16 protein-coding genes and 3 pseudogenes are annotated in these 24888 nt (G+C 66.5%); 18 read left to right on the top strand and 1 reads right to left on the bottom strand.

Features of this window, described 5'->3' with window-relative positions; all coding sequences use genetic code 11:
* Positions 1–450: 450 nt before the first annotated feature.
* Positions 451–1044, bottom strand: a pseudogene (locus ACLP9N_RS24760) (oxygenase MpaB family protein); the annotation flags it as partial.
* Between the two features lie 308 nt (positions 1045–1352).
* Here ACLP9N_RS24760 and ACLP9N_RS24755 point away from each other — a divergent pair.
* The 18 genes and pseudogenes from ACLP9N_RS24755 to ACLP9N_RS24670 all read left to right on the top strand — a co-directional run.
* Positions 1353–2170: pseudogene (locus ACLP9N_RS24755) on the top strand (PE family protein).
* A gap of 112 nt (positions 2171–2282) precedes the next feature.
* Complete coding sequence (locus tag ACLP9N_RS24750) at positions 2283–3224, top strand: adenylate/guanylate cyclase domain-containing protein (RefSeq protein WP_442409858.1); 942 nt, start codon at positions 2283–2285, stop codon at positions 3222–3224.
* A complete protein-coding gene (locus tag ACLP9N_RS24745; protein ID WP_442409857.1) occupies positions 3224–4027 on the top strand; it encodes a rhomboid-like protein in 804 nt (267 codons plus the stop codon). The genes ACLP9N_RS24750 and ACLP9N_RS24745 overlap by 1 nt, the downstream gene beginning before the upstream one ends.
* A 169-nt stretch (positions 4028–4196) precedes the next feature.
* Entirely contained in the window at positions 4197–5240 is a 1044-nt protein-coding gene (gene pheS / locus ACLP9N_RS24740; protein WP_442409856.1) for a phenylalanine--tRNA ligase subunit alpha, read from the top strand.
* On the top strand, positions 5240–7735 hold the full coding sequence (gene pheT / locus ACLP9N_RS24735; RefSeq protein ID WP_442409855.1) for a phenylalanine--tRNA ligase subunit beta: 2496 nt from the start codon (positions 5240–5242) through the stop codon (positions 7733–7735). The genes pheS and pheT overlap by 1 nt, the downstream gene beginning before the upstream one ends.
* A gap of 268 nt (positions 7736–8003) precedes the next feature.
* Positions 8004–9167 carry a PE family protein gene (locus ACLP9N_RS24730; RefSeq protein WP_442409854.1) on the top strand — a complete coding sequence of 388 codons (1164 nt, stop codon included), beginning with the start codon at positions 8004–8006 and terminating at the stop codon, positions 9165–9167.
* Positions 9168–9328: 161 nt separating this feature from the next.
* The gene (locus ACLP9N_RS24725) at positions 9329–10351 is read left to right on the top strand and encodes a PE family protein (RefSeq protein WP_442409853.1); all 1023 of its coding nucleotides are present in this window, start codon (positions 9329–9331) and stop codon (positions 10349–10351) included.
* 436 nt (positions 10352–10787) lie between these two features.
* Complete coding sequence (locus ACLP9N_RS24720) at positions 10788–11024, top strand: hypothetical protein (protein WP_442409852.1); 237 nt, start codon at positions 10788–10790, stop codon at positions 11022–11024.
* 52 nt (positions 11025–11076) lie between these two features.
* A pseudogene (gene argC / locus ACLP9N_RS24715) lies at positions 11077–12136 on the top strand (N-acetyl-gamma-glutamyl-phosphate reductase).
* Positions 12133–13347 (top strand): bifunctional glutamate N-acetyltransferase/amino-acid acetyltransferase ArgJ, encoded by a 1215-nt coding sequence (gene argJ / locus ACLP9N_RS24710; protein ID WP_442409851.1) that lies wholly within the window; start codon positions 12133–12135, stop codon positions 13345–13347. The pseudogene argC and the gene argJ overlap by 4 nt, the downstream one beginning before the upstream one ends.
* Positions 13344–14225, top strand: coding sequence for an acetylglutamate kinase (gene argB, locus ACLP9N_RS24705; protein WP_442409850.1), 882 nt, complete (start codon positions 13344–13346; stop codon positions 14223–14225). The genes argJ and argB overlap by 4 nt, the downstream gene beginning before the upstream one ends.
* Complete coding sequence (locus ACLP9N_RS24700; RefSeq protein ID WP_442409849.1) at positions 14222–15424, top strand: acetylornithine transaminase; 1203 nt, start codon at positions 14222–14224, stop codon at positions 15422–15424. Before argB ends, ACLP9N_RS24700 begins: the two co-directional genes overlap by 4 nt.
* On the top strand, positions 15421–16347 hold the full coding sequence (argF, locus tag ACLP9N_RS24695) for an ornithine carbamoyltransferase (RefSeq protein WP_442409848.1): 927 nt from the start codon (positions 15421–15423) through the stop codon (positions 16345–16347). Before ACLP9N_RS24700 ends, argF begins: the two co-directional genes overlap by 4 nt.
* Entirely contained in the window at positions 16344–16850 is a 507-nt protein-coding gene (locus tag ACLP9N_RS24690) for an arginine repressor (RefSeq protein ID WP_442409847.1), read from the top strand. Before argF ends, ACLP9N_RS24690 begins: the two co-directional genes overlap by 4 nt.
* 17 nt (positions 16851–16867) lie before the next feature.
* Entirely contained in the window at positions 16868–18064 is a 1197-nt protein-coding gene (locus ACLP9N_RS24685; protein WP_442409846.1) for an argininosuccinate synthase, read from the top strand.
* A 79-nt stretch (positions 18065–18143) separates the two neighbouring features.
* A complete protein-coding gene (gene argH, locus ACLP9N_RS24680; RefSeq protein WP_442409845.1) occupies positions 18144–19571 on the top strand; it encodes an argininosuccinate lyase in 1428 nt (475 codons plus the stop codon).
* A 102-nt stretch (positions 19572–19673) separates the two neighbouring features.
* Positions 19674–20735: a type III polyketide synthase gene (locus tag ACLP9N_RS24675; RefSeq protein WP_442409844.1), complete on the top strand. Its 1062-nt coding sequence runs from the start codon at positions 19674–19676 to the stop codon at positions 20733–20735.
* Positions 20736–20967: 232 nt separating this feature from the next.
* Positions 20968–24888, top strand: a 3921-nt coding sequence (locus ACLP9N_RS24670; RefSeq protein WP_442409843.1) for a type I polyketide synthase, incomplete at its 3' end; no start/stop codon positions are given.

The following is a 24888-nucleotide window of genomic DNA, read 5'->3' as shown; positions in this document are numbered from 1 at the left end:
AGGTACAGCTCCTTGCCGAACGACGGGAGGCTCCACTCAGTCTGGCGACCGGACTCGGCGATCTTGCGGGCCTCGAGCTCGGCCTGGCGGGTGGTGTCGTGCGCCATGACGGTTCTCCTTTTTGACCCGGTTGCGCGGATCGCGCGACGGCGCCCCGACGGCGCGGTTACCGGTCAGTGTTACTCACGAGTAACTCCGAGACAAGAGCCTCGAGGGGCACGCACCAACCGGCGACGGCAAGAGCGCCTCCCTTTACGGAGGCTTGATCTTTCGGGAGTGCTGCAATGCTTCGGAATCGTTCCTACGGGTCGTATGGCCCCGGCCCGCTGGGTGACGAGCATCCCGATCACGTCATGGGCGGGGGACACGGCCACAAGGTCCAGCGTGGCAATCATGTCGCACATATGTCGCACGTTTGAGACGTCGTAACCGGCTAATAGGGTTTGAACTGCGATAACTCGACAGCTGCCACTGGAAGATGTCCAGGGTCGCCTGGTTGATCTCCAGCTCCTCACGGCCGACGCGCTCCCAATAGTCCTGAAATTCCTCCCAGGACTTGGGCACCGGCCGCATGCTCATCCCGTACATCCGGTACCACTGCACGTGCTCGTCGAAAAGCTGACGCATCTCGGCCTCGGTCAACCCGCCGCAGAAGTACTCGGCCACCTTGATGACGAGCATGAAGAACGTCGCGTGCGCCCAGTAGAACGTCTCCGGATTGAGGGCGTGATAGCGACGCCCCTGGGCGTCGACACCTTTGATGGTGCGGTGGTAGCCCTTGATCTGCTGGCCGGTGTGGGCGGCCCGGTCGCCGTCGTAGACCACGCCCATGATCGGGTAAACGGAGCGGGCCACTCGCTGCAACGGTTCGCGCAGCAGGATCGAATGATCTTCGACACCGGCGCCCAACTCCGGATACATGTTCTGGATCGCGCCGATCCACACACCCATCATTCCGGTGCGCAGGTCGCCGAAATACTTCCAGGTGAGTGAATTTGGTCCGAGCGGATCGGCGGATGTCTCGGATGTTCCTGTCGTAGTCATCGCGGCCTCCTACTTCTGATTGCGCTCACGATAAACTTGACAACGTACGTTGTCTACGATTTCGGCTGCCGCCGGAGATGCTGTTATTGAGTGTCCACAACGACGACGCAGGGGCGTGATCAGGCCGTTTCCCGGCGGGATCGGGTAGACGGCAGCTTGCCTGGCGGCCGGGACAGGCAGCGCCGGAATCCATTTCAACCACAAGTTGACTTACTCGCCAGTAGACTTTTCGTCCTCGGTGCGTTGTCAAGTGATTTGTGGTCAGTCGAAGGAGACGGGCTGTGTCATTTGTAAACGTCACGCCGGAGATGGTGGCCTCGGCGGCCGGGGATTTAGACGGCATTCGCTCGGCACTCAGCGCGGCCAACGCGGCCGCGGCACCCTCGACGACCGGGATCGCCCCCCGGCCATGGATCAAGTGTCGGCGGCCATCACCGCGGTGCTCGGCACGCACGCACTCGAATATCAAACGGTCAGCGCCCAAGTGGCGGATTTTCACGCGCAGTTCGTGGGAGCGCTGAACTCCGGCGCGAGTCAGTACCTGAATACCGAGGCCGCCAACGCCGAGCAGAGTTTGCTCAACGCCGTGAACTCACCCGCCCAGGCGCTGTTGGGACACTCATTGATGGGGACCGGGACAGGGATCGCCGGCACGGTCGGCGGCACCGGCAGTCCGGCGGTCGTCGCCGGTGGCGTTCCGGCCGCCGGCACAGGGGAAACCGAACCGGTCAGCTTCCCCAATACCGACAATCCATTGGGTCCGGTCAAGCTGACGCTGACTGGCACGGTAGGCCTCGCAACAGGAGCGGTCTCGCTCACCTCGGGATCACTAGTCGTGCCTTCGGAGGTGTCGCTCGGCGTCGACGCGATAGGTCCGTACCTCACCTCGGCGACCGCGCTGCAAAGCAGTAGCGCGGCAATCAGCAACGCGCTCTCCAGCGGGCGCCCGGTGGCGGCCGTCAATGCGCCTCCGCACACTCCCAGCAACGCCGTGAAAGCCTTCCTGGCTGGCCAAGAGACGACCTCGGAGTCGATAGCGGCGTCGGCGGGCTCGGGACACTCGTCGTTGGGGGTCAACATCCCCGTCTCGGGGCTCCTCGGTCCGGCTTCGGAAGACGAAGTGTGACCCTCAAGTTGTAGCACCGGCGCTTGCGCCTGGTCAGTCGTCGTTGCGAGATGTGACACAGACGCGGCGGTCGTCGTTGCCTGGTTCTGCACAAACCACCTACCCTTGCGAGGTGGAAGTCGGGCCTCGCGACCAGCAGGCCGGTGAGCCCAAGGAAGCCCAAGAAACCAAAGCAACTCCGGCTGCGCTGGAGCCGCCGCGACGTTCTCCGGTGCACAACGCAGCACAGTGGCTGCGCAGCACCAATCACAGTCCGGGGGTCGTCGCGTTCATCCGGCGGGCGCGGCGGCTATTGCCCGGCGATCCAGAATTCGGCGACCCGCTGTCGACTGCCGGTGAAGGAGGTCCGCGTGCAGCTGCACGAGCCGCCGACCGGCTGCTGGGTGATCGCAATGCGGCATCGCGGGAGGTCAGCCTGAGCGTGCTGCAGGTTTGGCAGGCGTTGACCGAAGCGGTTTCCCGACAGCCAGCAAACCCCGAGGTGACGCTGGTGTTCACCGACCTCGTCGGCTTCTCGACGTGGTCACTGGAAGCGGGCGACGACGCGACCCTCGCGTTGCTGCGTCAAGTGGCGCGGGCTGTCGAGCCGCCGCTGCTCGACGCCGGCGGGCACATCGTCAAACGGCTGGGAGACGGAATCATGGCAGTGTTCCGCAATCCGACGGTCGCCGTCGGGGCCGTGCTGGCCGCCCAGGAGGCGATGAAAAACGTTGAGGTGGATGGATATACACCCCGAATGCGGGTTGGGATTCACACCGGTCGGCCACAGCGGCTCGCCGCCGATTGGCTCGGTGTCGACGTCAACATCGCGGCCCGGGTGATGGAACGCGCCACCAAAGGTGGCGTCATGGTGTCGAGTTCGACGCTGGACCTGATACCGCGAAGTGAACTGGACGCACTAGGCGTCGTCGCCAAGCGCGCACGTAAACCCGTGTTTGCCAGCAAACTGACCGGTACCCCGCGTGACTTGGCGATATATCGCCTCAGGATTCGTAGGGAGTTCTTACCTACCGTTGAAACGGTTGAAACAATCCACAGGCATAGTGGATGTTAATGATTTACGAAATCCTGGCTCGGCTCGCCCGGGTCCGCTTCACCGTGGGTTATGTCGCGATAGCCGGCGCGGTGAGCTTTGCGATCCTGTCGCTGGATCCGCACACGCGTGAGCTGGTCATTCAGCACGCCAGCACAAACCTGCACAACCTGGCGCGTGGGCATCTAGGGACATTGTTGGACAGCGCCTTCGTCGTCGACGCCGGTCCGCTCTACTTCTGGATGCCCTTTCTGGCGTGCCTGCTCGCGCTCGCGGAGCTGCATTTGCGCAGCATCCGGCTGATGGTGGCATTTGTCGTCGGCCATATCGGCGCGACGCTGGTCGTGGTCGGTGCCCTTGCGGCCGCGGTGGAGTTCGGCTGGCTGCCGTTGTCGATCACCCGGGCCAGTGACGTCGGGATGAGCTATGGCGCCCTCGCGGTGCTCGGAGCGCTGACGGCGGCGATTCCGCGGCGCTGGCGCCCGGCGTGGGTCGGTTGGTGGGTCTTTGCGGCCATGGCCTCCGCCGTCGTTGGTGGCGATTTCACCGATGCAGGACACACCATCGCCGTGATCCTCGGAGTCCTAGTGTCTGCCCAGTTCCGCGGACCGATCCACTGGACACCGGTGCGCTTTCTGATGCTGCTGGCTTCCTCAGGGTTTGGGTTCCTGGTGCTGGCCCACCACTGGGCGACCATGGCCGCCGCGCCGGCGTTCGGCCTGCTGGGCGCTGTGGCGGTCCACCAGCTTGTCCGGCTGACCAGGGCGCGCACGGCGCCCTCGGCGGCCATCCCCGTCGCTGCGCAGCCGGTACTGACCGGCTGAGCGTCGCGTCGACCCCGCCACGCGCGGAAGCGCGCCAAGCGGCAGGCATCTGATCACTTATGATGATCGGCACTTGCGCCACATCCGTGCTGCGCGCAATCGAGTGAGTGCCGCTTCGCGACGATGCGAGCGGACCGAACAGCCCGGTCAGCTAGGAGAGTGTCGCCGCGTGGGTGATCACACCGTCGATCTATCGCCGGAAGCGTTGGCCAAGGCGGTCAGCGCCGCCCAGCAGGCCGTCACGCTTGCGGACGATCTCGACGCCCTGGCGCGCGTCAAGACCGAGCAGCTAGGTGACCGCTCGCCCTTGGCACTGGCGCGACAAGCGCTGGCCACCCTGCCCAAGGCCGACCGCGCGGACGCCGGCAAGCGCGTCAACACCGCGCGCGCCGAGGTCCAACGCGGCTATGAGGAACGGCTGGCGGTCCTGCGTGACCAACGCGATGCGGCGGTGCTGGTCGCCGAACGCATCGACGTGACGCTGCCGTCGACTCGCCAGCCGACCGGCGCCCGGCACCCGATCACGATATTGGCCGAGCACATCGCCGACACGTTCATCGCGATGGGCTGGGAACTGGCCGAGGGGCCTGAGGTCGAGACCGAGCAGTTCAACTTCGACGCCCTCAACTTCCCGCCCGACCACCCGGCGCGCAGCGAGCAGGACACCTTCTACATCGCGCCCGAGGGTTCCCGGCAGCTGCTGCGCACTCATACCTCACCGGTGCAGGTGCGCACCCTGCTCGAGCGCGAGCTGCCCGTCTACATCATCTCGATCGGCCGCACCTTCCGCACCGACGAACTCGACGCCACCCACACGCCGGTCTTCCACCAGGTCGAGGGCTTGGCTGTAGATCGCGGCCTGTCCATGGCACACCTGCGCGGAACGCTGGACGCCTTCGCGCGTGCCGAGTTCGGGCCGTTGGCGCGCACCCGCATCCGGCCACACTTCTTCCCGTTCACCGAACCCTCCGCCGAGGTGGACGTGTGGTTCGCCAACAAGAAGGGCGGCGCCGACTGGGTGGAGTGGGGCGGCTGCGGAATGGTGCACCCAAACGTGTTGCGGGCCGCGGGAATTGACCCGGAGGTCTACTCCGGCTTCGCGTTCGGCATGGGTCTGGAGCGAACCCTGCAGTTCCGCAACGGCATTCCCGACATGCGCGACATGGTCGAAGGGGACATTCGATTCTCCTTGCCGTTCGGGGTGGGTGCCTGATGCGCCTCCCGTACAGCTGGCTGCGCGAGGTGATTTCAGCCGGCGCACCGGGCTGGGACGTTGGACCCGACGAAGTCGGGCAGGCGCTGGTGCGCATCGGCCACGAGGTCGAAGAGGTGATCACCGTTGGTCCCGTCGACGGCCCGCTCGCGGTGGGGCGGGTGGCCGAGATCGAGGAGCTCACCGGTTTCAAGAAGCCGATCAGGGCGTGCCTGGTCGAAGTCGGTGAATCGCAGCAGCGCGAGATGGTCTGCGGTGCAACCAATTTCGTCGTTGGTGATCTGGTTGTGGTGGCATTGCCCGGCGCAACCTTGCCCGGGGGCTTTGCGATCGCGTCGCGCAAGACCTACGGCCGCACCTCCGACGGCATGATCTGCTCGGCGGCCGAGCTTGGTTTGGGCGCAGACCATTCCGGGATCCTGGTGCTGCCACCGGGGACCGCCGAACCCGGCGCCGACGGCGCCGCCGTGCTCGGGCTCGACGATGTGGTGTTCCATTTGGCCATCACGCCCGACCGCGGCTACTGCATGTCGGTGCGCGGCCTGGCCCGCGAGATCGCGTGCGCCTATGACCTGGACTTCGTCGACCCGGCATCCAACCAGGTCATCAAGCCATTACCGGTCGACGGGGAGGCCTGGCCGTTGACGGTGGACCCCGACACGGGTGTGCGGCGCTTTGCGCTGCGCCCGGTCACCGGGATCAACCCCGCCGCCGTGTCGCCGTGGTGGCTGCAACGCCGGCTGCTGCTGTCGGGAATCCGCGCGACCTCCCCGGCCGTGGATGTGACCAACTACGTGATGCTGGAACTGGGTCACCCGATGCATGCCCACGACCGCAACCGCATCACGGGGGCCTTCGCGGTGCGGTTCGCCCATCCGGGCGAGACCGTCGTCACCCTCGACGACATTGAACGCAAGCTCGACCCGGCTGATGTGCTGATCGTCGATGACGTCGCGACCGCGGCGATCGGCGGGGTGATGGGCGCCGCCAGCACCGAGGTGCGCGCCGATTCCACCGACGTGCTGCTGGAGGCCGCGGTGTGGGACGCGGCGGCGGTATCGCGCACCCAACGCCGGCTGCACCTGCCCAGCGAGGCCGCGCGACGCTACGAGCGCGCGGTGGACGCGGCCGTTTCGGTGGCCGCCCTGGATCGCTGCGCCGCGCTGCTCGCCGACATCGCCGGGGGAGCGGTGGCGCCGACCCTGACCGACTGGCGCGGCGAGCCGCCGCGCGATGACTGGTCGCTGCCGCAGATCCGGATCGACACCGACCTGCCGGACCGCGTCGCCGGGGTGGCGTATGCGCCGGGCACGACCGCCAGGCGGCTCACCCAGATCGGTGCCCAAGTGATCGCCAACGGCGACACCCTGATCGTCACGCCGCCGAGTTGGCGACCCGATCTGCTGCAGCCCGCCGATCTGGTCGAGGAAGTACTGCGGCTGGAGGGCCTCGAGGTGGTCCCGTCGGTGCTGCCACTGGCACCCGCGGGCGCCGGCCTCACCGCGGCACAAAAGCGCAGCCGTGCGATCGGCAAATCGCTGGCGCAGTCGGGCTACGTCGAGATCCTGCCGACACCGTTTCTGCCCGCCGGTGTCTTCGACCTGTGGGGACTGCCGGCCGACGACCCGCGACGTGTGATGACGCACGTGCTCAACCCTTTGGAGGCCGATCGTCCGCAGCTGGCCACCACGCTGCTACCGGCTCTGCTGGAAGCCTTGGGGCGCAACGTATCTCGAGGTCTCGTCGATGTCGCGCTGTTCGCCCTCGCGCAGGTGGTGCGGCCGACCGAGCAGACCCGCGGTGTCGGGCTCATCCCCGTCGACCGCCGGCCGACCGATGCCGAGATCGCCGTGCTGGACGCGTCCTTGCCCCGGCAACCGCAGCACGTCGCCGCGGTGTTGGCCGGGCTGCGTGAACCGCTTGGCCCGTGGGGTCCCGGCCGCCGAGTCGAAGCCGCCGACGCTTTCGAGGCGGTGCGAATCATCGCGCGCGCCAGCGGAGTCGACGTGATTCTGCGGGCGGCCCAGTACCTGCCGTGGCACCCGGGTCGATGCGCGGAGGTGCTCGTCGGGGAGACGTCCGTCGGTCATGCAGGGCAGCTGCACCCTGCCGTAATCGAACGCTCGGGCCTACCGAAAGGCACCTGCGCGATCGAACTGAACCTCGACGCGATTCCGATCGTCGAGGCATTGCCGGCGCCCAGGGTGTCACCGTTCCCGGCGGTGTTCCAGGACGTCAGCCTGGTGGTGTCCGCGGATGTGCCCGCCCAGGCGGTGGAGGATGCCGTTCGCGAGGGTGCCGGCGGACTGCTCGAGGACATTCAATTGTTCGACGTCTTCACCGGTCCGCAGATCGGCGAGGATCGCAAGTCGCTGACGTTCGCGTTGCGGTTCCGCGCGCCGGATCGCACGCTGACCGAAGACGACGCTACTGCTGCTCGCGACGCCGCCGTGCGGTGCGCTGCCGAGCGGGCGGGTGCGGTTCTGCGCGCCTAAAGCGCTGAGCAGCGGGTGGAGTGGGTCTCATATTGATCGGGTGAGCACTGGTCACCGTCAAAGTGAGCCGAGGAGCAGCGGCGCTTAATGAGCAGTTCGTCATCTTGTTGAACGCGGGCGGCAGCGCATACATCAGCGCCGATGTAACACATAGCCGGCTCTGACGATTTCATCTACAGAGTTATTGCGCACCAGTACACCTACCGTTCTCAATGAGCACCGGGCGATCACCGGGTGATCGCTGTGATGTGTCGAGGGGAGATGGGCTATGTCTTTTGTGACCGTCGCGCCGGAATTTGTGGGCCAGGCGGCTGCCGACTTGGAGGGCATTGGCTCGGAGCTGACCTCGGTCAATGCGGCGGCGGCGGCCCCCACGACCGGGGTGCTAGCCCCGGGCCTTGATGAGGTGTCGCTGGCCATCACGGCGATGTTCGGCACGCACGCCCGGCAATATCAAGCCCTCAGCGCCCAAGCGGCGACGTTTCACAGCCAGTTCGTGAGTATGTTGAACGCTGGCGCGGACTCGTATGTAAGCACCGAGGTCGCCAACGCCCAGCAGAGTCTGGTCAACGCGGTGAATGCGCCCAGCCAGGCATTGCTGGGGCACCCGTTGCTCGGTACTGGCACCGGGGTCGCCGGCAGCCAGAACGCCGGCTTAGGCGCCAGCGGCGGCGTCGCTTGGTCCACCGTCACCGGCGGTGCCATTACGTCCGGCGTCATGCGCGCTGCCGCTATACCCACCATTACGGGCCTACCCCCCGCCTATCAAAACCTCATCGCGGATACGGTGGCCAGCCTGGAAGGCATCGGCAATACCTTCGCTAACGTCACGGTGCCTGTCGTGGTCCACGCGATCACCGGCTACCCCGAACTGATCATCACGTCGCTTCAGAGTGGAAACCTGCTGCCGATCCTGAGCATCCCCGTAGACTTAGCGCAGGGCTTCGCGACCGTTACCCAGGCGCTCACCACCCCGGTATATCTATCCGGAGTATCTTTGACCCCGCCCAACATATCGATCGGGATTGGGCTTGGGCTGCAGGAAACGCTGATCCTTGATGCCTTAGGTGCGCCGGTCAACGGAGCCATCGCGGCCGCACATAGCGCTTCAGCAATTGCCGCCGCCATGCAAGCCGGGAACTCGCAAGCGGCGATGGCTGCACTCGTCGCTGCTCCCGCCGACATCGCCAACGGCTTCCTCAATGGCCAATTCACGCTATCTCTGGACCTGCCGTTGCCGGGACTGTCAGCGACGGCCAACATTCCCTTTGGCGGGCTTCTCGCTCCTGTCGAGCCCCTTTCGGCGTCGGTGACGGTGCCTGGTCTTCCGCTGATAAACACGGTCACAGTCACCGGCCCGCCCATCGGCGGTGTCGTTTTCGCCGTGGTGAACTATGTGCCTGCGTTCTTCGCGGAAGCACTTGGACCGTAGTCGTCCACGGAGACGGCATCGAAGTTCGCCGGAATTAATTCGGACCAAATTTAACTTAAAATGCTGGTTTTCACGCGCGAAGACGTGTGGGTATTTCATTATTGTCAGTGTGCCTTAATTACCGTCGGGTAACAGCCGTAGTGAGTCGAGGGGAACTGGATATGTCGTTTCTGAGTGTGACCCCGGAGCAGATTGAATCTGCTGCTCAAGATTTGGCGGGTATTCGCTCGGCGCTGAGCGAGTCTTCCGCGGCCGCCGCGGCGCCCACGACAGGAGTGGTGGCTGCTGCCGAGGACGAGGTATCGACCGCGATCGCGTCGATGTTCGGCGCCTACGGCCAGCAATATCAAGTTCTCAGCGCCCAAGCGACCGCGTTTCATGACGAGTTTGTCAACTTGTTGAACGCCGGCGCGGGTGCATATATCAGCACCGAAGTTGGCAACGCTAAAAACAATTTGCTGAACGCGGTGAATACGCCTGCCCAAGGACTGTTAGGGCGCCCGTCGATCCTCACCGGTGCGGGCGCCGCGCCGGCCGCCTCGAGCGGTGGCGTTGTGGCGGCCGCACAGGATGCCGCCGCGCGACTTGCAGCCGCGCTGCAGGCCGCCGAGCCTGAGCTCGCTAAGGGTGGAAGTGAGTTGATAATGGCTGGGCGGACCGCTCTTGTGGGAGTTGCTGAGCTGCAACCTGCCGTTGTCGACCTTGTTCACGCTGGCGGTGCCTTTGTGGCGGCTGGGACCGATGCTGTTGCTGGGCTTACTGACTTGGAGAGCTCCGCCGCTGAGCTCGTTCAAGGTGTTGATGACATTGTGATGGCCGGAGGGAGCGCGGCGTCTGGCCTGGGTCTGCTGGGGAGCGCCGTTGCTGAGCTCTTTAATCCTGCCACCATTGCGCTGGCTGTTCCGAGCGCCTTGGGTGGACTTGGTCTGCTAGGGACCGCCGCTGTTGAGTTCGTTCATGGTGTTCATGACCTGGCGCTGGCCGGGCAGGATGCTGTCGCTGGGATCACTGAGCTGCAGCGCGCCAGTGCTGAGTTTGCTGAGGGTGTTAATGACGTGATGTTGGCCGGGCAGGATGCTGCTCCTGGGTTAGCTGCGTTGCAGAGCGCCGGTACTGAGTTTGCTCAGGGTATTAGTGACGTGAAGATGGCTGCGGATGCTGCTGCCGCAGCGCTAGGGGTCTAGGCCGGCCGTCGTCGGGTACCGCGTAATCAATGGGCATGTGGTGCTGAGCGTACCGAATCGTTCTTGATTTAGCCGGTAACGGACCCTGGGGGATTCTGCTTCCTCTGGGTGACATCAGAGCAGCAAGCGGGTTAATCGGCAACTAGATCCACCTCTAGTCGTCAGCGCACACTGCGCTTTTCTTTATTACGCCGACGGGCACGTTGGGAGACCTGCTACCGATACTCACCATTCCCGGACAGATGGGACAGAACCTCGCCAACGTATTGCCCGCCTCGCCCATCCCCCAGCAGATGGCGCAGAATTACACCAATGTGGTCAACACATTCCTGGACACAACCATTTCGTCAACGGTGACAACTAGCGTCATAACGCGGCCTCCCTTCTTGGCCGTCTCAGTTACGAGCTCGTCACCGACGGATTCCTCAATGGCCAAGTGGTAGTGCCTTTAACGGTGTCGCTGGCGGCCAACACCTCGCTGACCATCAACCTTCCGTTCAATGGAATTCTCGCTCCCGCCAGCCCGTACACCGCAGTGGTCAACTTCGGCAGTTCCGGTACGTTCACCGTACCCGTCGGGGGCACGCCGATCAGTGGCATCGTTCCCGCGCTGGTGAACTGGGCGCCCGAACAGCTCGCGGAGGCAATCGGAAAACACCCGCCCACGATGTAGTCGTTGACGGACACCAGCCCGGCAGCATGTATTTGCAAACTGTTGCATAACCATGCAGAATCGATCGAATGGCCGACGTGATAAAGGTGGCGGTTGCCGGTGCCAGCGGCTACGCGGGCGGTGAGATCCTCAGGCTGCTGCTCGGGCACCCGGCGTATTCCGACGGGCGGCTGACGATCGGTGCGGTGACCGCAGCGGCCAGCGTCAGGAGCACGCTCGCGGAGCACCATCCGCACCTGACGCCGTTGGCCGAGCGAACGCTCGAACGCACCGAGCAGGCCGTGCTCGAAGGCCACGAGGTGGTCTTCCTCGGCCTGCCGCACGGCCACTCGGCTGCGCTGGCCGAACAGCTGAGCCGGGAAACCCTGATCATCGACTGCGGCGCGGACTTCCGGCTCACAGACGCCGCCGCATGGGAACACTTCTACGGATCCCCACACGCCGGCAGCTGGCCCTACGGTCTGCCGGAGTTACCCGGCGCCCGTGAGCGACTGAAAGGCGCGCGCCGTATCGCGGTTCCCGGTTGCTACCCGACCGCGGCACTGCTGGCGCTGCTGCCCGCGATCGCCGAAGACCTCGTCGAACCCGCCGTCACGGTGGTTGCTGTCAGCGGCACCTCCGGAGCCGGCCGCGCGGCCAAGACCGACCTGCTCGGGTCGGAGGTCATCGGGTCGGCGCGGGCCTACAACATCGCTGGCGCCCACCGGCACACCCCCGAGATCGCGCAGGGGCTGCGGACTGTCACCGACCGAGACGTCACGGTGTCGTTCACCCCGGTGCTCATCCCGACTTCCCGCGGCATCTTGGCCACCTGCACCGCGCGCACCCGGTCGGCGTTGTCGCAGCTGCGGGCGGCCTACGAAAAAGCTTATGACGCAGAGCCTTTCGTCTATCTGATGCCTGAGGGGCAGCTACCCCGCACCGGCGCGGTGATCGGCAGCAACGCGGCACACATCGCCGTTGCCGTGGACGAGGCCGCCGAGACCTTCGTCGCGATCGCGGCGATCGACAACCTGGTCAAGGGCACGGGCGGCGCCGCGGTGCAGTCGATGAACCTGGCGCTGGGCTGGCCCGAGACCGACGGCCTTTCGGTGGTCGGGGTGGCGCCGTGACTGAAGTAGCCGGTGCCACAAGGTTGTTGCGCGCGCAGGGCGTCACCGCCCCGGAGGGCTTTCGGGCCGCCGGCATCGCCGCCGGGATCAAGGCCTCGGGGGCTCGCGACCTTGCCCTGGTCTTCAACGAAGGACCCGATTACGCGGCCGCCGGAGTCCTGACCCGCAACAAGGTCAAGGCGGCGCCGGTGCTCTGGACGCAACAGGTGCTGACCACCGGTCAGCTGCGCGCGGTCATCCTCAACTCCGGCGGCGCCAACGCGTGCACTGGGCCGGCCGGCTTCCAGGACACCCACGCCACCGCGGAAGCGGTCGCCGCCGCGTTGTCGGACTGGGGAACCGAGACCGGGGCCATCGAGGTCGCCGTCTGTTCCACCGGGCTGATCGGCGACCGGCTGCCGATGGACAAGGTGCTCGCCGGTGTGCGTGAGATCGTGCACGAGATGGCCGGCGGGCTGAGCGGCGGCGAGGACGCCGCCCACGCCATCATGACCACCGATACCGTGCCCAAACAGGTTGCGCTGCACCATCAGAACAACTGGACCGTCGGCGGGATGGCCAAAGGTGCGGGCATGCTGGCGCCGTCACTGGCCACCATGCTGTGTGTGCTCACCACCGACGCGGTCGCCGAGCCGGCAGCACTCGACCAGGCACTGCGCCGCGCCACCGCCCGCACCCTCGACCGACTCGACATCGACGGCAGCTGTTCCACCAACGACACCGTGCTGCTGCTGGCGTCGGGGGCCAGCGGGATCGCCCCGCCCCAGGCCGATCTCGACGACGCGGTACTGCAGGTCTGCGATGACCTGTGCGCCCAGCTGCAAGCCGACGCCGAGGGCGTCACCAAGCGCGTCACCGTGACCGTCACCGGCGCCGCCACCGATGACGACGCGCTGGCCGCCGCCCGGGTGATCGCCCGCGACAGCCTGGTCAAGACCGCGGTGTTCGGGTCCGATCCCAACTGGGGCCGGGTGCTCGCAGCCGTCGGCATGGCGCCGGTCACCCTCGACCCCGATCGAATCACCGTGTCGTTCAACGGTTCTACGGTATGCATCGACGGAGTCGGGGCCCCGGGCGCGCGCGACGTGGACCTCTCGGCGCCCGACATCGACATCACCGTCGACCTCCGCCTCGGCGCCGGTCAGGCCGCGATCCGGACCACCGACCTGTCGCACGCCTACGTCGAAGAGAATTCGGCCTACAGCTCATGAACGTCGAAGCATTGCCCACGCAGGTCAAGGCGCAGGTGCTGGCCGAAGCCCTGCCCTGGCTCAAGCAGTTGCACGGCAAGGTCGTCGTGGTCAAATACGGCGGCAACGCCATGACCGACGACACGCTGCGGCATGCGTTCGCCGCCGACATGGCGTTTCTGCGCAACTGCGGCATCCACCCCGTCGTCGTGCACGGAGGCGGACCACAGATCACCGCCATGCTGCGGCGGCTGGGCATCGAAGGCGACTTCAAGGGCGGCTTCCGGGTCACCACACCGGAAGTGCTCGACGTGGCGCGGATGGTGCTGTTCGGGCAGGTGGGCCGCGAACTGGTCAACCTGATCAACGCGCACGGACCCTACGCCGTCGGCATCACCGGCGAGGATGCGCAACTGTTCACCGCCGTGCGGCGCAGCGTCACCGTCGACGGCGTGGCCACCGACATCGGCCTGGTCGGAGACGTCGACCAGGTCAATACCGCCGCACTGCTCGATCTGATCTCGGCGCGCCGCATCCCGGTGGTGTCGACGCTCGCGCCGGATGCCGACGGTGTGGTGCACAACATCAACGCCGACACCGCCGCGGCGGCGCTGGCCGAAGCTCTGGGAGCCGAAAAACTATTGATGCTCACCGATGTCGAAGGCCTGTACACCAGCTGGCCTGATCGGGATTCGTTGGTCAGCGAAATCGACACTGCCACACTGGCGCAACTGCTACCCACGCTGGAGGCGGGCATGATCCCCAAGGTCGAAGCGTGCCTGCGGGCCGTCACGGCGGGCGTGCCCAGCGCGCACGTCATCGACGGGCGGGTCAAACACTGCGTGTTGGTGGAGCTGTTCACCGACGCGGGCACCGGCACCAAGGTGGTATCTGCGTGAGCAACACGGCCACTATGCGGCAGCGGTGGGAAGCCGTGATGATGAACAACTACGGCACCCCACCGGTGGCTTTGGCCAGCGGTGACGGCGCTGTGGTCACCGACGTGGACGGCAAAACCTACCTGGACTTGCTGGGCGGCATTGCGGTCAATGTTCTTGGCCATCGCCACCCGGCCGTCATCGAGGCCGTCACGCATCAGATGTCGACGCTGGGCCACACCTCCAATCTGTATGCCACCGAACCCGGTATCGCGCTCGCGGAAGAACTGGTCGCCTTGCTGGGTGCCGACACGCAAACGCGGGTGTTCTTCTGCAACTCCGGCACCGAGGCCAACGAGCTGGCGTTCAAGCTGTCCCGGCTCACCGGCCGCACCAAACTTGTTGCCGCACATGAAGCTTTCCACGGCCGCACGATGGGCTCGCTGGCGCTGACCGGTCAACCGGCCAAGCAGGCGCCGTTTCAGCCGCTGCCGGGCTACGTCACGCATGTGCCCTATGGCCAGGCCGACGCGCTGGCTGCCGCGGTGGACGACGACACCGCCGCGGTATTCCTGGAACCGATCATGGGGGAGAGCGGTGTCGTCGTCCCGCCCGAGGGCTACCTTGCTACCGCCCGGGACATCACGGCGCGACACGGCGCCTTGCTGGTGCTCGACGAGGTGCAGACCGGAATGGGTCGCACCGGCGCCTTTTTCGCCCACCAGCACGACGGCATCACCCCGGATGTGGTGACCCTGGCCAAGGGGCTGGGCGGGGGACTGCCGATCGGGGCGTGCGTGGCCGTCGGGCCGGCCGCGGAGTTACTGACGCCCGGTCTGCACGGCAGCACCTTCGGCGGCAACCCAGTGTGCACCGCGGCGGCACTGGCGGTGTTGCGAGTGCTGGCGGACGAGGACCTGGTGCGGCACGCCGAGGTGTTGGGTAAGTCGGTGCGTCACGGCATCGAATCGCTCGGCCACCCACTGATCGACCATGTGCGTGGCCGCGGACTGCTGTGGGGCATGGTGCTGACCGCGCCTCATGCCAAGGACACCGAGGCGGCCGCGCGCGACGCCGGATTCCTGGTCAACGCCGCCGCACCCGACGTCATCCGGTTGGCGCCGCCGCTGATCATCACCGAAGCCCAGATCGACGACTTCATCACGGCCCTACCGGGCATCCTCGACGTCGCCGGGGCTGGCCTGGGAGAAAAGGCATGACCAGGCACTTTCTGCGCGACGACGATTTGTCGCCAACCGAACAGGCCGAAATCCTCGAGCTGGCTGCCGAACTGAAGAAGGACCCGTTCAGCCGTCGTCCCCTCGAGGGGCCGCGCGGAGTCGCGGTCCTCTTCGACAAGAACTCCACCCGCACCCGGTTCTCGTTCGAGGTGGGTATCGCGCAGCTCGGCGGCCACGCCGTCGTCGTCGACAGCCGCAGCACCCAGCTGGGCCGCGACGAGACTTTGCAGGACACCGCAAAAGTGTTGTCCCGCTTCGTCGAAGCCATCGTCTGGCGGACATTCGGACAAGACCGGCTGACCGCCATGGCCTCTACCGCCAGCGTGCCGGTGGTCAACGCGTTGTCCGACGAGTTCCATCCTTGCCAGGTGCTGGCCGACCTGCAAACCATCGCCGAACGCAAGGGAGCACTCCGCGGCTTACGGCTGGCCTACTTCGGTGACGGCGCCAACAACATGGCCCACTCGCTGATGCTGGGCGGGGTCACCGCCGGCATCCACGTCACCGTCGCTGCCCCGGACGGTTTCGCGCCCGACGCGGCGATGGTGGCCGCCGCCGAGCAGCGCGCCAAAATCACCGGCGGCTCGGTGACGGTGACCGCCGACGCCGACGCGGCCGCCACGGGCGCCGACGTCCTGGTGACCGACACCTGGACGTCGATGGGGCAGGAGGACGACGGGCTGGACCGGGTCAAGCCATTTCGGCCGTTTCAGGTCAACGCACGACTTATGGGGCTGGCGGACTCGGAAGCCATTGTGCTGCACTGCCTTCCGGCCCACCGCGGGGACGAGATCACCGACGAGGTGATGGACGGGCCGGCCAGCGCGATCTGGGACGAGGCGGAAAACCGGCTGCACGCGCAGAAGGCGCTGCTGGCGTGGCTATTGGAGCGGTCCCGATGACCAGCGGAAATGCGAAAGCCGTACCCGAAGTCAGCACCACCCGTGCCGGCCGCCAGGCCCGCGTCGTGGCGATCCTCTCATCGGCCTCGGTGCGCAGCCAAAGCGAATTGGCGGCGCTGCTGGCCGACGAGGGCATCGAGGTCACCCAGGCCACGCTGTCGCGCGATCTCGAAGAGCTCGGCGCGGTGAAGCTGCGCGGCGCCGACGGCGGCGTCGGGGTTTACGTCGTCCCCGAGGACGGCAGCCCGGTGCGCGGGGTGTCCGGTGGTACCGCACGACTGTCCCGCCTGCTGAACGAGCTGTTGGTATCCGCGGACTCCAGCGCAAACCTCGCGGTGCTGCGAACTCCACCCGGCGCAGCTCACTATTTGGCCAGCGCGATCGATCGCGCGGCGCTACCGTACGTGGTCGGCACCATCGCCGGCGATGACACCGTCTTCGTGGCTGCCCGCGAGCCGATGACCGGCGCTGAGCTGGCCAGCTCCCTGGAAAGCCTCACATAACGTAAGGAGATTGCTCAATGTCAGAACGCGTCATCCTGGCGTATTCCGGCGGTCTGGACACCTCGGTGGCGATCAGCTGGATAGGCAAGGAGACCGGCCGTGAGGTCGTAGCGGTGGCGATTGACCTCGGCCAGGGTGGCGAGGACATGGAGCTGGTGCGCCAGCGCGCGCTGGACTGCGGCGCCGTCGACGCCGTCGTCGTCGACGCCCGCGACGAGTTCGCCGAGGGGTACTGCCTGCCCGCCGTCTTGAACAACGCCCTGTACATGGACCGCTACCCGCTGGTGTCGGCGATCAGCCGGCCGCTGATCGCCAAGCACCTGGTCGTGGCCGCCCGCGAGCACGGCGGCACCATCGTCGCGCACGGCTGCACCGGCAAGGGCAACGACCAGGTTCGCTTCGAGGTCGGATTCGCGTCGCTGGCACCGGATTTGGAGGTGCTGGCGCCGGTTCGCGACTACGCCTGGACGCGGGAGAAGGCGATCGCGTTCGCCGAGGAGAACGCCATCCCGATCAACGTCACCAAGCGCTCGCCGTTCTCGATCGACCAGAACGTCTGGGGCCGCGCGGTGGAGACCGGCTTCCTGGAGCACCTGTGGAACGCGCCCACCAAAGACATCTACGCCTACACCGAGGACCCCACCCTCAACTGGAGCACGCCCGATGAGGTCATCGTCGGCTTCGAAAAAGGCGTGCCGGTCTCGATCGACGGCAAGCCGGTGTCGATGCTGCAGGCCATCGAGGAGCTCAACGCCCGCGCCGGCGCGCAGGGCGTCGGGCGCCTCGATGTGGTCGAGGACCGGCTGGTGGGCATCAAGAGCCGCGAGATCTATGAGGCGCCTGGGGCCATGGTGCTCATCACCGCGCACACCGAACTCGAGCACGTAACCCTCGAGCGCGAACTGGGCCGGTTCAAACGGCAGACCGACCAGCGCTGGGCCGAGCTGGTTTACGACGGGCTGTGGTATTCGCCGCTGAAGGTCGCTCTGGAGAGCTTCGTCGCCAAGACCCAGGAGCACGTGTCCGGCGAGGTGCGAATGGTGTTGCACGGCGGCCACATCGCGGTGAACGGCCGCCGTAGCGCCGAATCGCTGTACGACTTCAATCTGGCCACCTACGACGAGGGTGACAGCTTCGACCAGTCGGCCGCGAAGGGCTTCGTCTACGTGCACGGTTTGTCGTCGAAGATCGCGTCCCGCCGGGACCAGCGGTGACGGTTTCTCGGCGAGCAGACGCAAACGCCCCCCACATGCCGGGAGCAACGGGGATTTTGCGTCTGCTCGGCACACAGAAGTGAGCACTCGCGAGGGGTCGCTGTGGGGTGGGCGGTTCGCCGACGGGCCGTCCGACGCGCTGGCCGCGCTGAGCCGGTCCACCCACTTCGACTGGGTGCTGGCTCCTTATGACATCACCGCGTCGCGGGCGCACACCATCGTGTTGTTCCGGGCCGGGCTGCTCACCGAAGAGCAGCGCGACGGGCTGCTGGCCGGGCTTGACAGCCTCGCCGAAGACGTCGCCGACGGCAGCTTCGGCCCGCTGGTCACCGACGAGGACGTGCACGCCGCGCTCGAGCGCGGGCTGATCGACCGGGTCGGGCCGGATCTGGGTGGCCGCTTGCGGGCCGGGCGGTCGCGCAACGACCAGGTGGCCACCTTGTTCCGGATGTGGCTGCGCGACGCGGTGCGGCGGGTCGCCGACGGTGTGCTCGATCTGGTCGGCGCGCTGGCCGCCCAGGCCGCCGCGCACCCGACGGCCATCATGCCCGGCAAGACCCATCTGCAGTCCGCCCAGCCGATCCTGCTGGCCCACCATCTGCTGGCCCACGCCCATCCGCTGCTGCGCGATGTGGACCGGATAGTCGACTTCGACAAGCGCGCCGCGGTGTCCCCCTACGGCGCCGGAGCGCTGGCCGGATCGTCGTTGGGCCTGGATCCGGACGCGATCGCCGCGGATCTGGGTTTCACGGCCGCCGCCGACAATTCCATCGACGCGACCGCAGCTCGGGATTTTGCCGCCGAGGCGGCGTTCGTGTTCGCCATGATCGCCGTCGACTTGTCGCGCCTTGCCGAGGACATCATCATCTGGAGCTCGACGGAATTCGGCTACGTGACCTTGCACGATTCGTGGTCCACCGGAAGCTCGATCATGCCGCAGAAGAAGAATCCGGATATCGCCGAGCTGGCTCGCGGCAAGTCCGGGCGGTTGATCGGAAACCTGGCGGGGCTGTTGGCGACGCTGAAGGCCCAGCCGCTGGCCTACAACCGCGACCTGCAGGAGGACAAGGAGCCCGTGTTCGATTCGGTGGCCCAGCTGGAGCTGCTGCTGCCGGCGATGGCGGGGCTGGTCGCCAGCCTGACATTCAACGTCGAGCGGATGGCGGCGCTGGCTCCGGCCGGCTACACGCTGGCCACCGATATCGCCGAGTGGCTCGTTCGTCAGGGCGTCCCGTTTCGCTCCGCGCACGAGGCCGCCGGCGCCGCGGTGCGCGTTGCCGAGGCGCGCGGCGTCGGGCTCGAAGAGCTGACCGACGACGAGCTGGCTGCCATCAGCACCGACCTGACGCCGGCGGTGCGCGATGTGCTGACGATCGAGGGCTCGGTGTCGTCGCGCGACTCCCGGGGCGGCACGGCGCCACATCGGGTTTCCGGCCAATTGGTTGGGGTCCAGACAAACGTGGAGCAGCTGAAGGCCAGGCTGCTCCGGCAGCATCCTGTTAGCTGAGTCACGGACTTTGCCGGGCACTTCCCCGCAGACTAAACTTCAGTCAGCTAACGATCGGTTGAACCTTTCGGGCTAGATCTTCGTAACCAAGGGGTGTCACCAATGAGCGTCGTCGCAGGTGTGTTTGGTGCGTTGCCCCCTTATCGCTATTCCCAGCGCGAACTCACCGAACTTTTCCTCAGCATTCCGGGTTTCGAGGACTACGAGGACATAGTTCGGCAGCTGCACACCAGCGCCAAGGTCAATAGCCGCCACCTCGTTCTGCCGATAGATCGATATCCGACGCTGACCGACTTCGGCGAAGCAAACGGGATCTACATCGAAAAAGCGGTGGATCTTGGCTGTGAGGCGCTGTTAGGCGCGCTCGACGAGGCGGGTCTGCAACCGAAGGACCTCGATGTCTTGATCACGACGACGGTCACCGGCCTGGCCGTGCCGTCGGTGGACGCCCGGATCGCCGGGCGCCTCGGGCTGCGTGACGATGTGCGCCGCGTGCCGCTGTTCGGCCTGGGCTGTGTGGCCGGAGCGGCGGGGGTGGCCCGGCTGCACGACTACCTACGCGGCGCGCGGGACAGCGTCGCCGCGCTGATCTCGGTCGAGCTCTGCTCACTCACCTATCCGGGATACAAGCCGTCCCTGGCGGGCCTGGTCGGCAGCGCGCTGTTTGCTGACGGAGCAGCCGCGGTGGTGGCCGTCGGCGACCGGCGCGCAGAACAGATCGATGCCGGCGGCCCCGCCATCATCGATTCGCGCAGCCATCTCTACCCCGACTCGCTGCGCACGATGGGTTACGACGTCGGCGCCGCCGGGTTCGAGCTGGTGCTGTCGAAGGACGTTGCTGCCGTGGTCGAGCAATACATCGCCGAGGACGTCACCACGTTTCTGGGTGCGCACGGTCTGAGCACCACCGACATCGGCGCCTGGGTCAGCCACCCGGGCGGCCCCAAGGTCATCGAGGCGATCACCGCGAGCCTCAGCCTGCCGCCGGAGGCGCTCGAGCTGACCTGGCGCTCGCTGGGCGAGATCGGCAACCTCTCGTCGGCCTCGGTACTGCATGTGCTCCGCGACACCATCGCTAAGAAACCGCCCAGCGGAAGCCCGGGGCTGATGCTGGCGATGGGTCCCGGCTTCTGTTCCGAGCTCGTGTTGCTGCGCTGGCACTGAGGCTATAGCGCGCCCGTGGACTTCCGTTCGTGCCGTAACGCATCGCCTTGAGAGTGACGGCGATGCGACGACAACAGTTTGGTGGGGGTTCACGAAAGGCACAATGCGTGGTGGACGGGGCGAATAGCCCGAATTCAGCAGCCGATATTCTGCATCCACGGGCCGTGAGCGGCCGTTGGGGCAATATCGCCATGACTATCGCGGGTCTGTCATCCGTGAAAGGCCGGCTCGTATGAACAGCACGCAAGACGAGCTGATCAAGGCCCTCCGTAAATCTCTGAAGGAAAACGAACGGCTGAAGCGCGAGAACCGCGAGTATCTGGCCTTAGCTACCGAGCCGATCGCGGTGGTGGGGATGGCGTGCCGGTACCCGGGCGGTGTGGATTCGCCGCAGGCCTTGTGGGAGATGGTGGCCGAGGGCCGTGATGTGGTGTCGGATTTTCCGGCCGACCGTGGCTGGGATCTGGGTGGCCTGTTTGATCCCGATCCAGATGCGATAGGCAAGTCGTACACCCGCTGCGGCGGGTTCTTGGCGGATGCCGCCGATTTCGACGCCGCGTTCTTTGGCATCGCGCCCAGCGAGGCGCTGGCGATGGATCCGCAGCAGCGCTTGTTGCTGGAAGTGTCGTGGGAAGCGCTGGAGCGTGCCGGGATCGATCCGTTGACCCTGCGGGGTTCGTTGACGGGTGTGTTCGCCGGGGTGTTCCACGGTTCGTATGGGGGCCAGGGCCGGGTGCCCGGCGATCTGGAGAGATATGGGTTGCGCGGCTCGACGCTGAGTGTGGCGTCCGGACGGGTGGCGTATTCGCTGGGGCTGGAGGGCGCGGCGGTGTCGGTGGATACGGCGTGTTCGTCGTCGTTGGTGGCATTGCATTTAGCGGCGCGCTCGTTGCGGTCGGGTGAATGCGATTTGGCACTGGTCGGCGGGGTGACGGTGATGGCCACCCCGGCGATGTTTGTGGAGTTCAGTCGACAGCGCGGGTTGTCTGCTGACGGGCGGTCCAAGGCGTACGCGGGCGCCGCCGATGGAACCGGCTTTTCGGAGGGTGTCGGGGCGCTGGTCGTGGAGCGCCTGGCTGACGCGCAGCGGTTGGGGCATCCGGTGTTGGCGGTGGTGCGCGGTTCGGCGGTCAATCAGGACGGTGCCTCGAACGGGCTGGCAACCCCCAATGGGCCGGCGCAGCAGCGGGTGATCCGGGCCGCGCTGGCCAATGCGCGGCTCACTGCGGCGGAGGTCGATCTGGTCGAGGGCCACGGGACGGGCACCACATTGGGGGACCCCATCGAGGCCCAAGCACTTTTGGCGACCTACGGACAGGATCGGCCGGCCGATCAGCCGTTGTGGTTGGGGTCGATCAAATCGAACATGGGTCATACGTCGGCGGCGGCGGGCGTGGCCGGCGTGATCAAGATGGTGCAGGCAATGCGCCATGGGGTGATGCCCAAGACGTTGCACGTGGATGTGCCCACGCCGCAAGTGGATTGGTCGGCGGGGGCGGTGTCGTTGTTGACCGAGCCGCGGGCGTGGCCGGCGCGGGACAGGCCGCGTCGAGCGGCGGTGTCCGGATTCGGCATCAGCGGGACGAATGCGCATGTGATCCTGGAAGAAGTTCCGGCGCTGGAAAGCGTTGGTGCTGCCGGCGATAGCGACATGCCGATTGTTCCGTGGGTGCTGTCTGCGCGTTCGGCCGAGGCCTTGGCGGGTCAGGCGGAACGGTTGTTGGCCCACGTGGGGGCCGACCCGGATCTCGGTGCGGCCGACGTGGGGTGGTCGCTGGCGTCGACGCGGTCGGTGTTTGACCATCGGGCGGTGGTCGTCGGCGCCGACCGCGAGCAGCAGCTGGCCGGGTTGGCCGGGTTGGCCGCCGGTGAGCCGGGCGCGAATACGGTGGTGGGGCGTGCTCGAGCCGTGGGCAAGACGTTGTTTGTGTTTCCCGGCCAAGGCTCGCAATGGGTCGGTATGGGAACCCAGTTACTCGACACCTCGAAGGTATTCGGCGACCACATGCAGCGCTGCGACAAGGCGCTCGGCGAGCACGTGGAGTGGTCCTTGATCGATGTCATCCGCGGCGTGGCGGGTGCCCCAGGGCTCGATCGGGTGGATGTGGTGCAGCCCGTGCTGTGGGCGGTGATGGTGTCGCTGGCCGAATTGTGGCGCTCACTGGGCGTGCTCCCCGACGCGGTGATCGGCCATTCGCAGGGTGAGATCGCGGCGGCCTATGTGGCGGGAGCACTCTCGCTCGAGGACGCCGCCCGGGTGGTGGCGCTGCGAAGCCGGCTGCTGGTGCGGTTGTCGGGCGCTGGGGGCATGGTCTCGCTTGCCTGCGGGCAGTCACAGGCCCAGGAGTTGTTGGCGCAGTGGGGCGAGCGGCTGAACATCGCTGCGGTCAACGGCGTTTCAGCAGTGGTCGTCTCCGGTGAGGTAGGCGCCCTGGAGGAATTGGTGCGGCGTTGCGAGGCCGACAACGTGCGTGCCCGCCGGATCGATGTCGACTATGCCTCCCACTCCGCACAGGTCGACGCGATTCGTGAGCCCCTTGTTCAGGCGCTGGCCGGCATCGAGCCGCATTCGTCGTCGGTGGCCTTGTTCTCAACGGTCACCGGTGAACTCATGGACACCGCAGGCATGGACGCCGGCTACTGGCACCAAAGCATCCGGCGCACAGTGCAGTTCGAGCAGGCGGTATGCAGCGCGCGCGACGCCGGGTACCGGGTGTTCATCGAATCCAGTCCGCATCCGGTGCTGATCGCCGGGATCGAGGAGACCCTGGCCGACGGGAATCCCGTCGAGGCTTTCGCCATTCCCTCACTAGGCCGCGATGACGGTGGGCTGGGCAGGTTCTGGCTGTCGGTGGGTCAGGCCCACATTGCGGGCGTGGCCGTGGATTGGCGGGCGGCATTCGAGGGTGGCCATCAGGTCCCGTTGCCAACGTATGCCTTCCAGCGGCGGCGGTTTTGGTTGCTGCCGTTAGGAATTGGCGATGGCGATCTTGGTGGTTTGGGGCTGGTAGGGGCCGAGCACGGCTTGCTGGGTGCGGTGGTGGAGCGGCCCGATTCGGGTGGGGTGGTGCTGACCGGCCGGTTATCGGTGGTTGCTCAGCCGTGGTTGACCGATCACGCGGTGGCCGGGATCGTGCTGTTCCCCGGTGCGGGCTTCGTCGAGTTGGCATTGCGGGCTGGTGATCAGGTCGATTGCTCTGTGGTGGAGGAGCTGACGTTGTCGTCGCCGCTGCTGTTACCGGCGGCCGACGGGGTTCAGGTGCAGGTGGTGGTGGGCACTGCAGATGGTTCCGGACGACGGACCGTGTCGGTTTATTCCCTTGGTAGCCAGTCTGATTCGGAATGGATACTGCACGCCGAGGGCGTGCTGAGCACGGTATCGCCCGCGCCGGCCGCCGATTTGTCGGTGTGGCCGCCAGTAGGGGCGACGGCGGTGGATGTGACCGACGGCTACGAACGACTGGCCGCGCGAGGCTATGAATACGGCCCGGCATTTCAGGGTCTGCGGGCGCTGTGGCGGCACGGAGACGAGGTATTCGCCGAGGTCGCCGTGCCGGAGGCCGCTGGCGTGAAAGTTAGCGGCTTCGGTATTCATCCGGTGCTGGTGGACGCGGCGTTGCACGCGATGGGGCTGGCCTCGGAAGAGGCTTCTGCAGCGGATGCCGCGCAGGCCGAGACGATGTTGCCGTTTTCCTGGCAAGGAGTGTGTCTGCACGCCGCGGGGGCGTCGCGGGCGCGGGTCCGGATCGCACCGGCCGGCAGCGGGGCGGTATCGGTCGAATTGGCCGACGGGACAGGCCTGCCGATTTTGTCGGTGCGGGAGTTGGTGCTTCGCCCAGTCTCAAAGGCGCAACTATCGGCGCCGGCTCGCCGCACCGGCGGTGGGCTGTTGGATGTGGTGTGGTCGCCGGTGTCGTTGGGGCCCAATGATATCGCCGGTGACGGCATGGTGGTGTGGGAGCCGGGCTCGGGAACCGACGGCGTGGTGGGGTCGGTGTATGCGGCTACGCATGAGGCGTTGGGGGTGTTGCAGTCGTGGCTGGCCGGCGATGGATCTGGCGTGCTGGTCGTGCTGACTCACGGCGCGGTGGGTCTGGCCGGTGAGGATGTCACGGATTTGGCGGGTGCGGCGGTGTGGGGGTTGGTGCGCTCC

This window comes from Mycobacterium sp. (genome assembly GCF_052144515.1).
Taxonomy (GTDB): domain Bacteria; phylum Actinomycetota; class Actinomycetes; order Mycobacteriales; family Mycobacteriaceae; genus Mycobacterium.
This window is presented reverse-complemented; position numbering and strand designations above follow the sequence as displayed.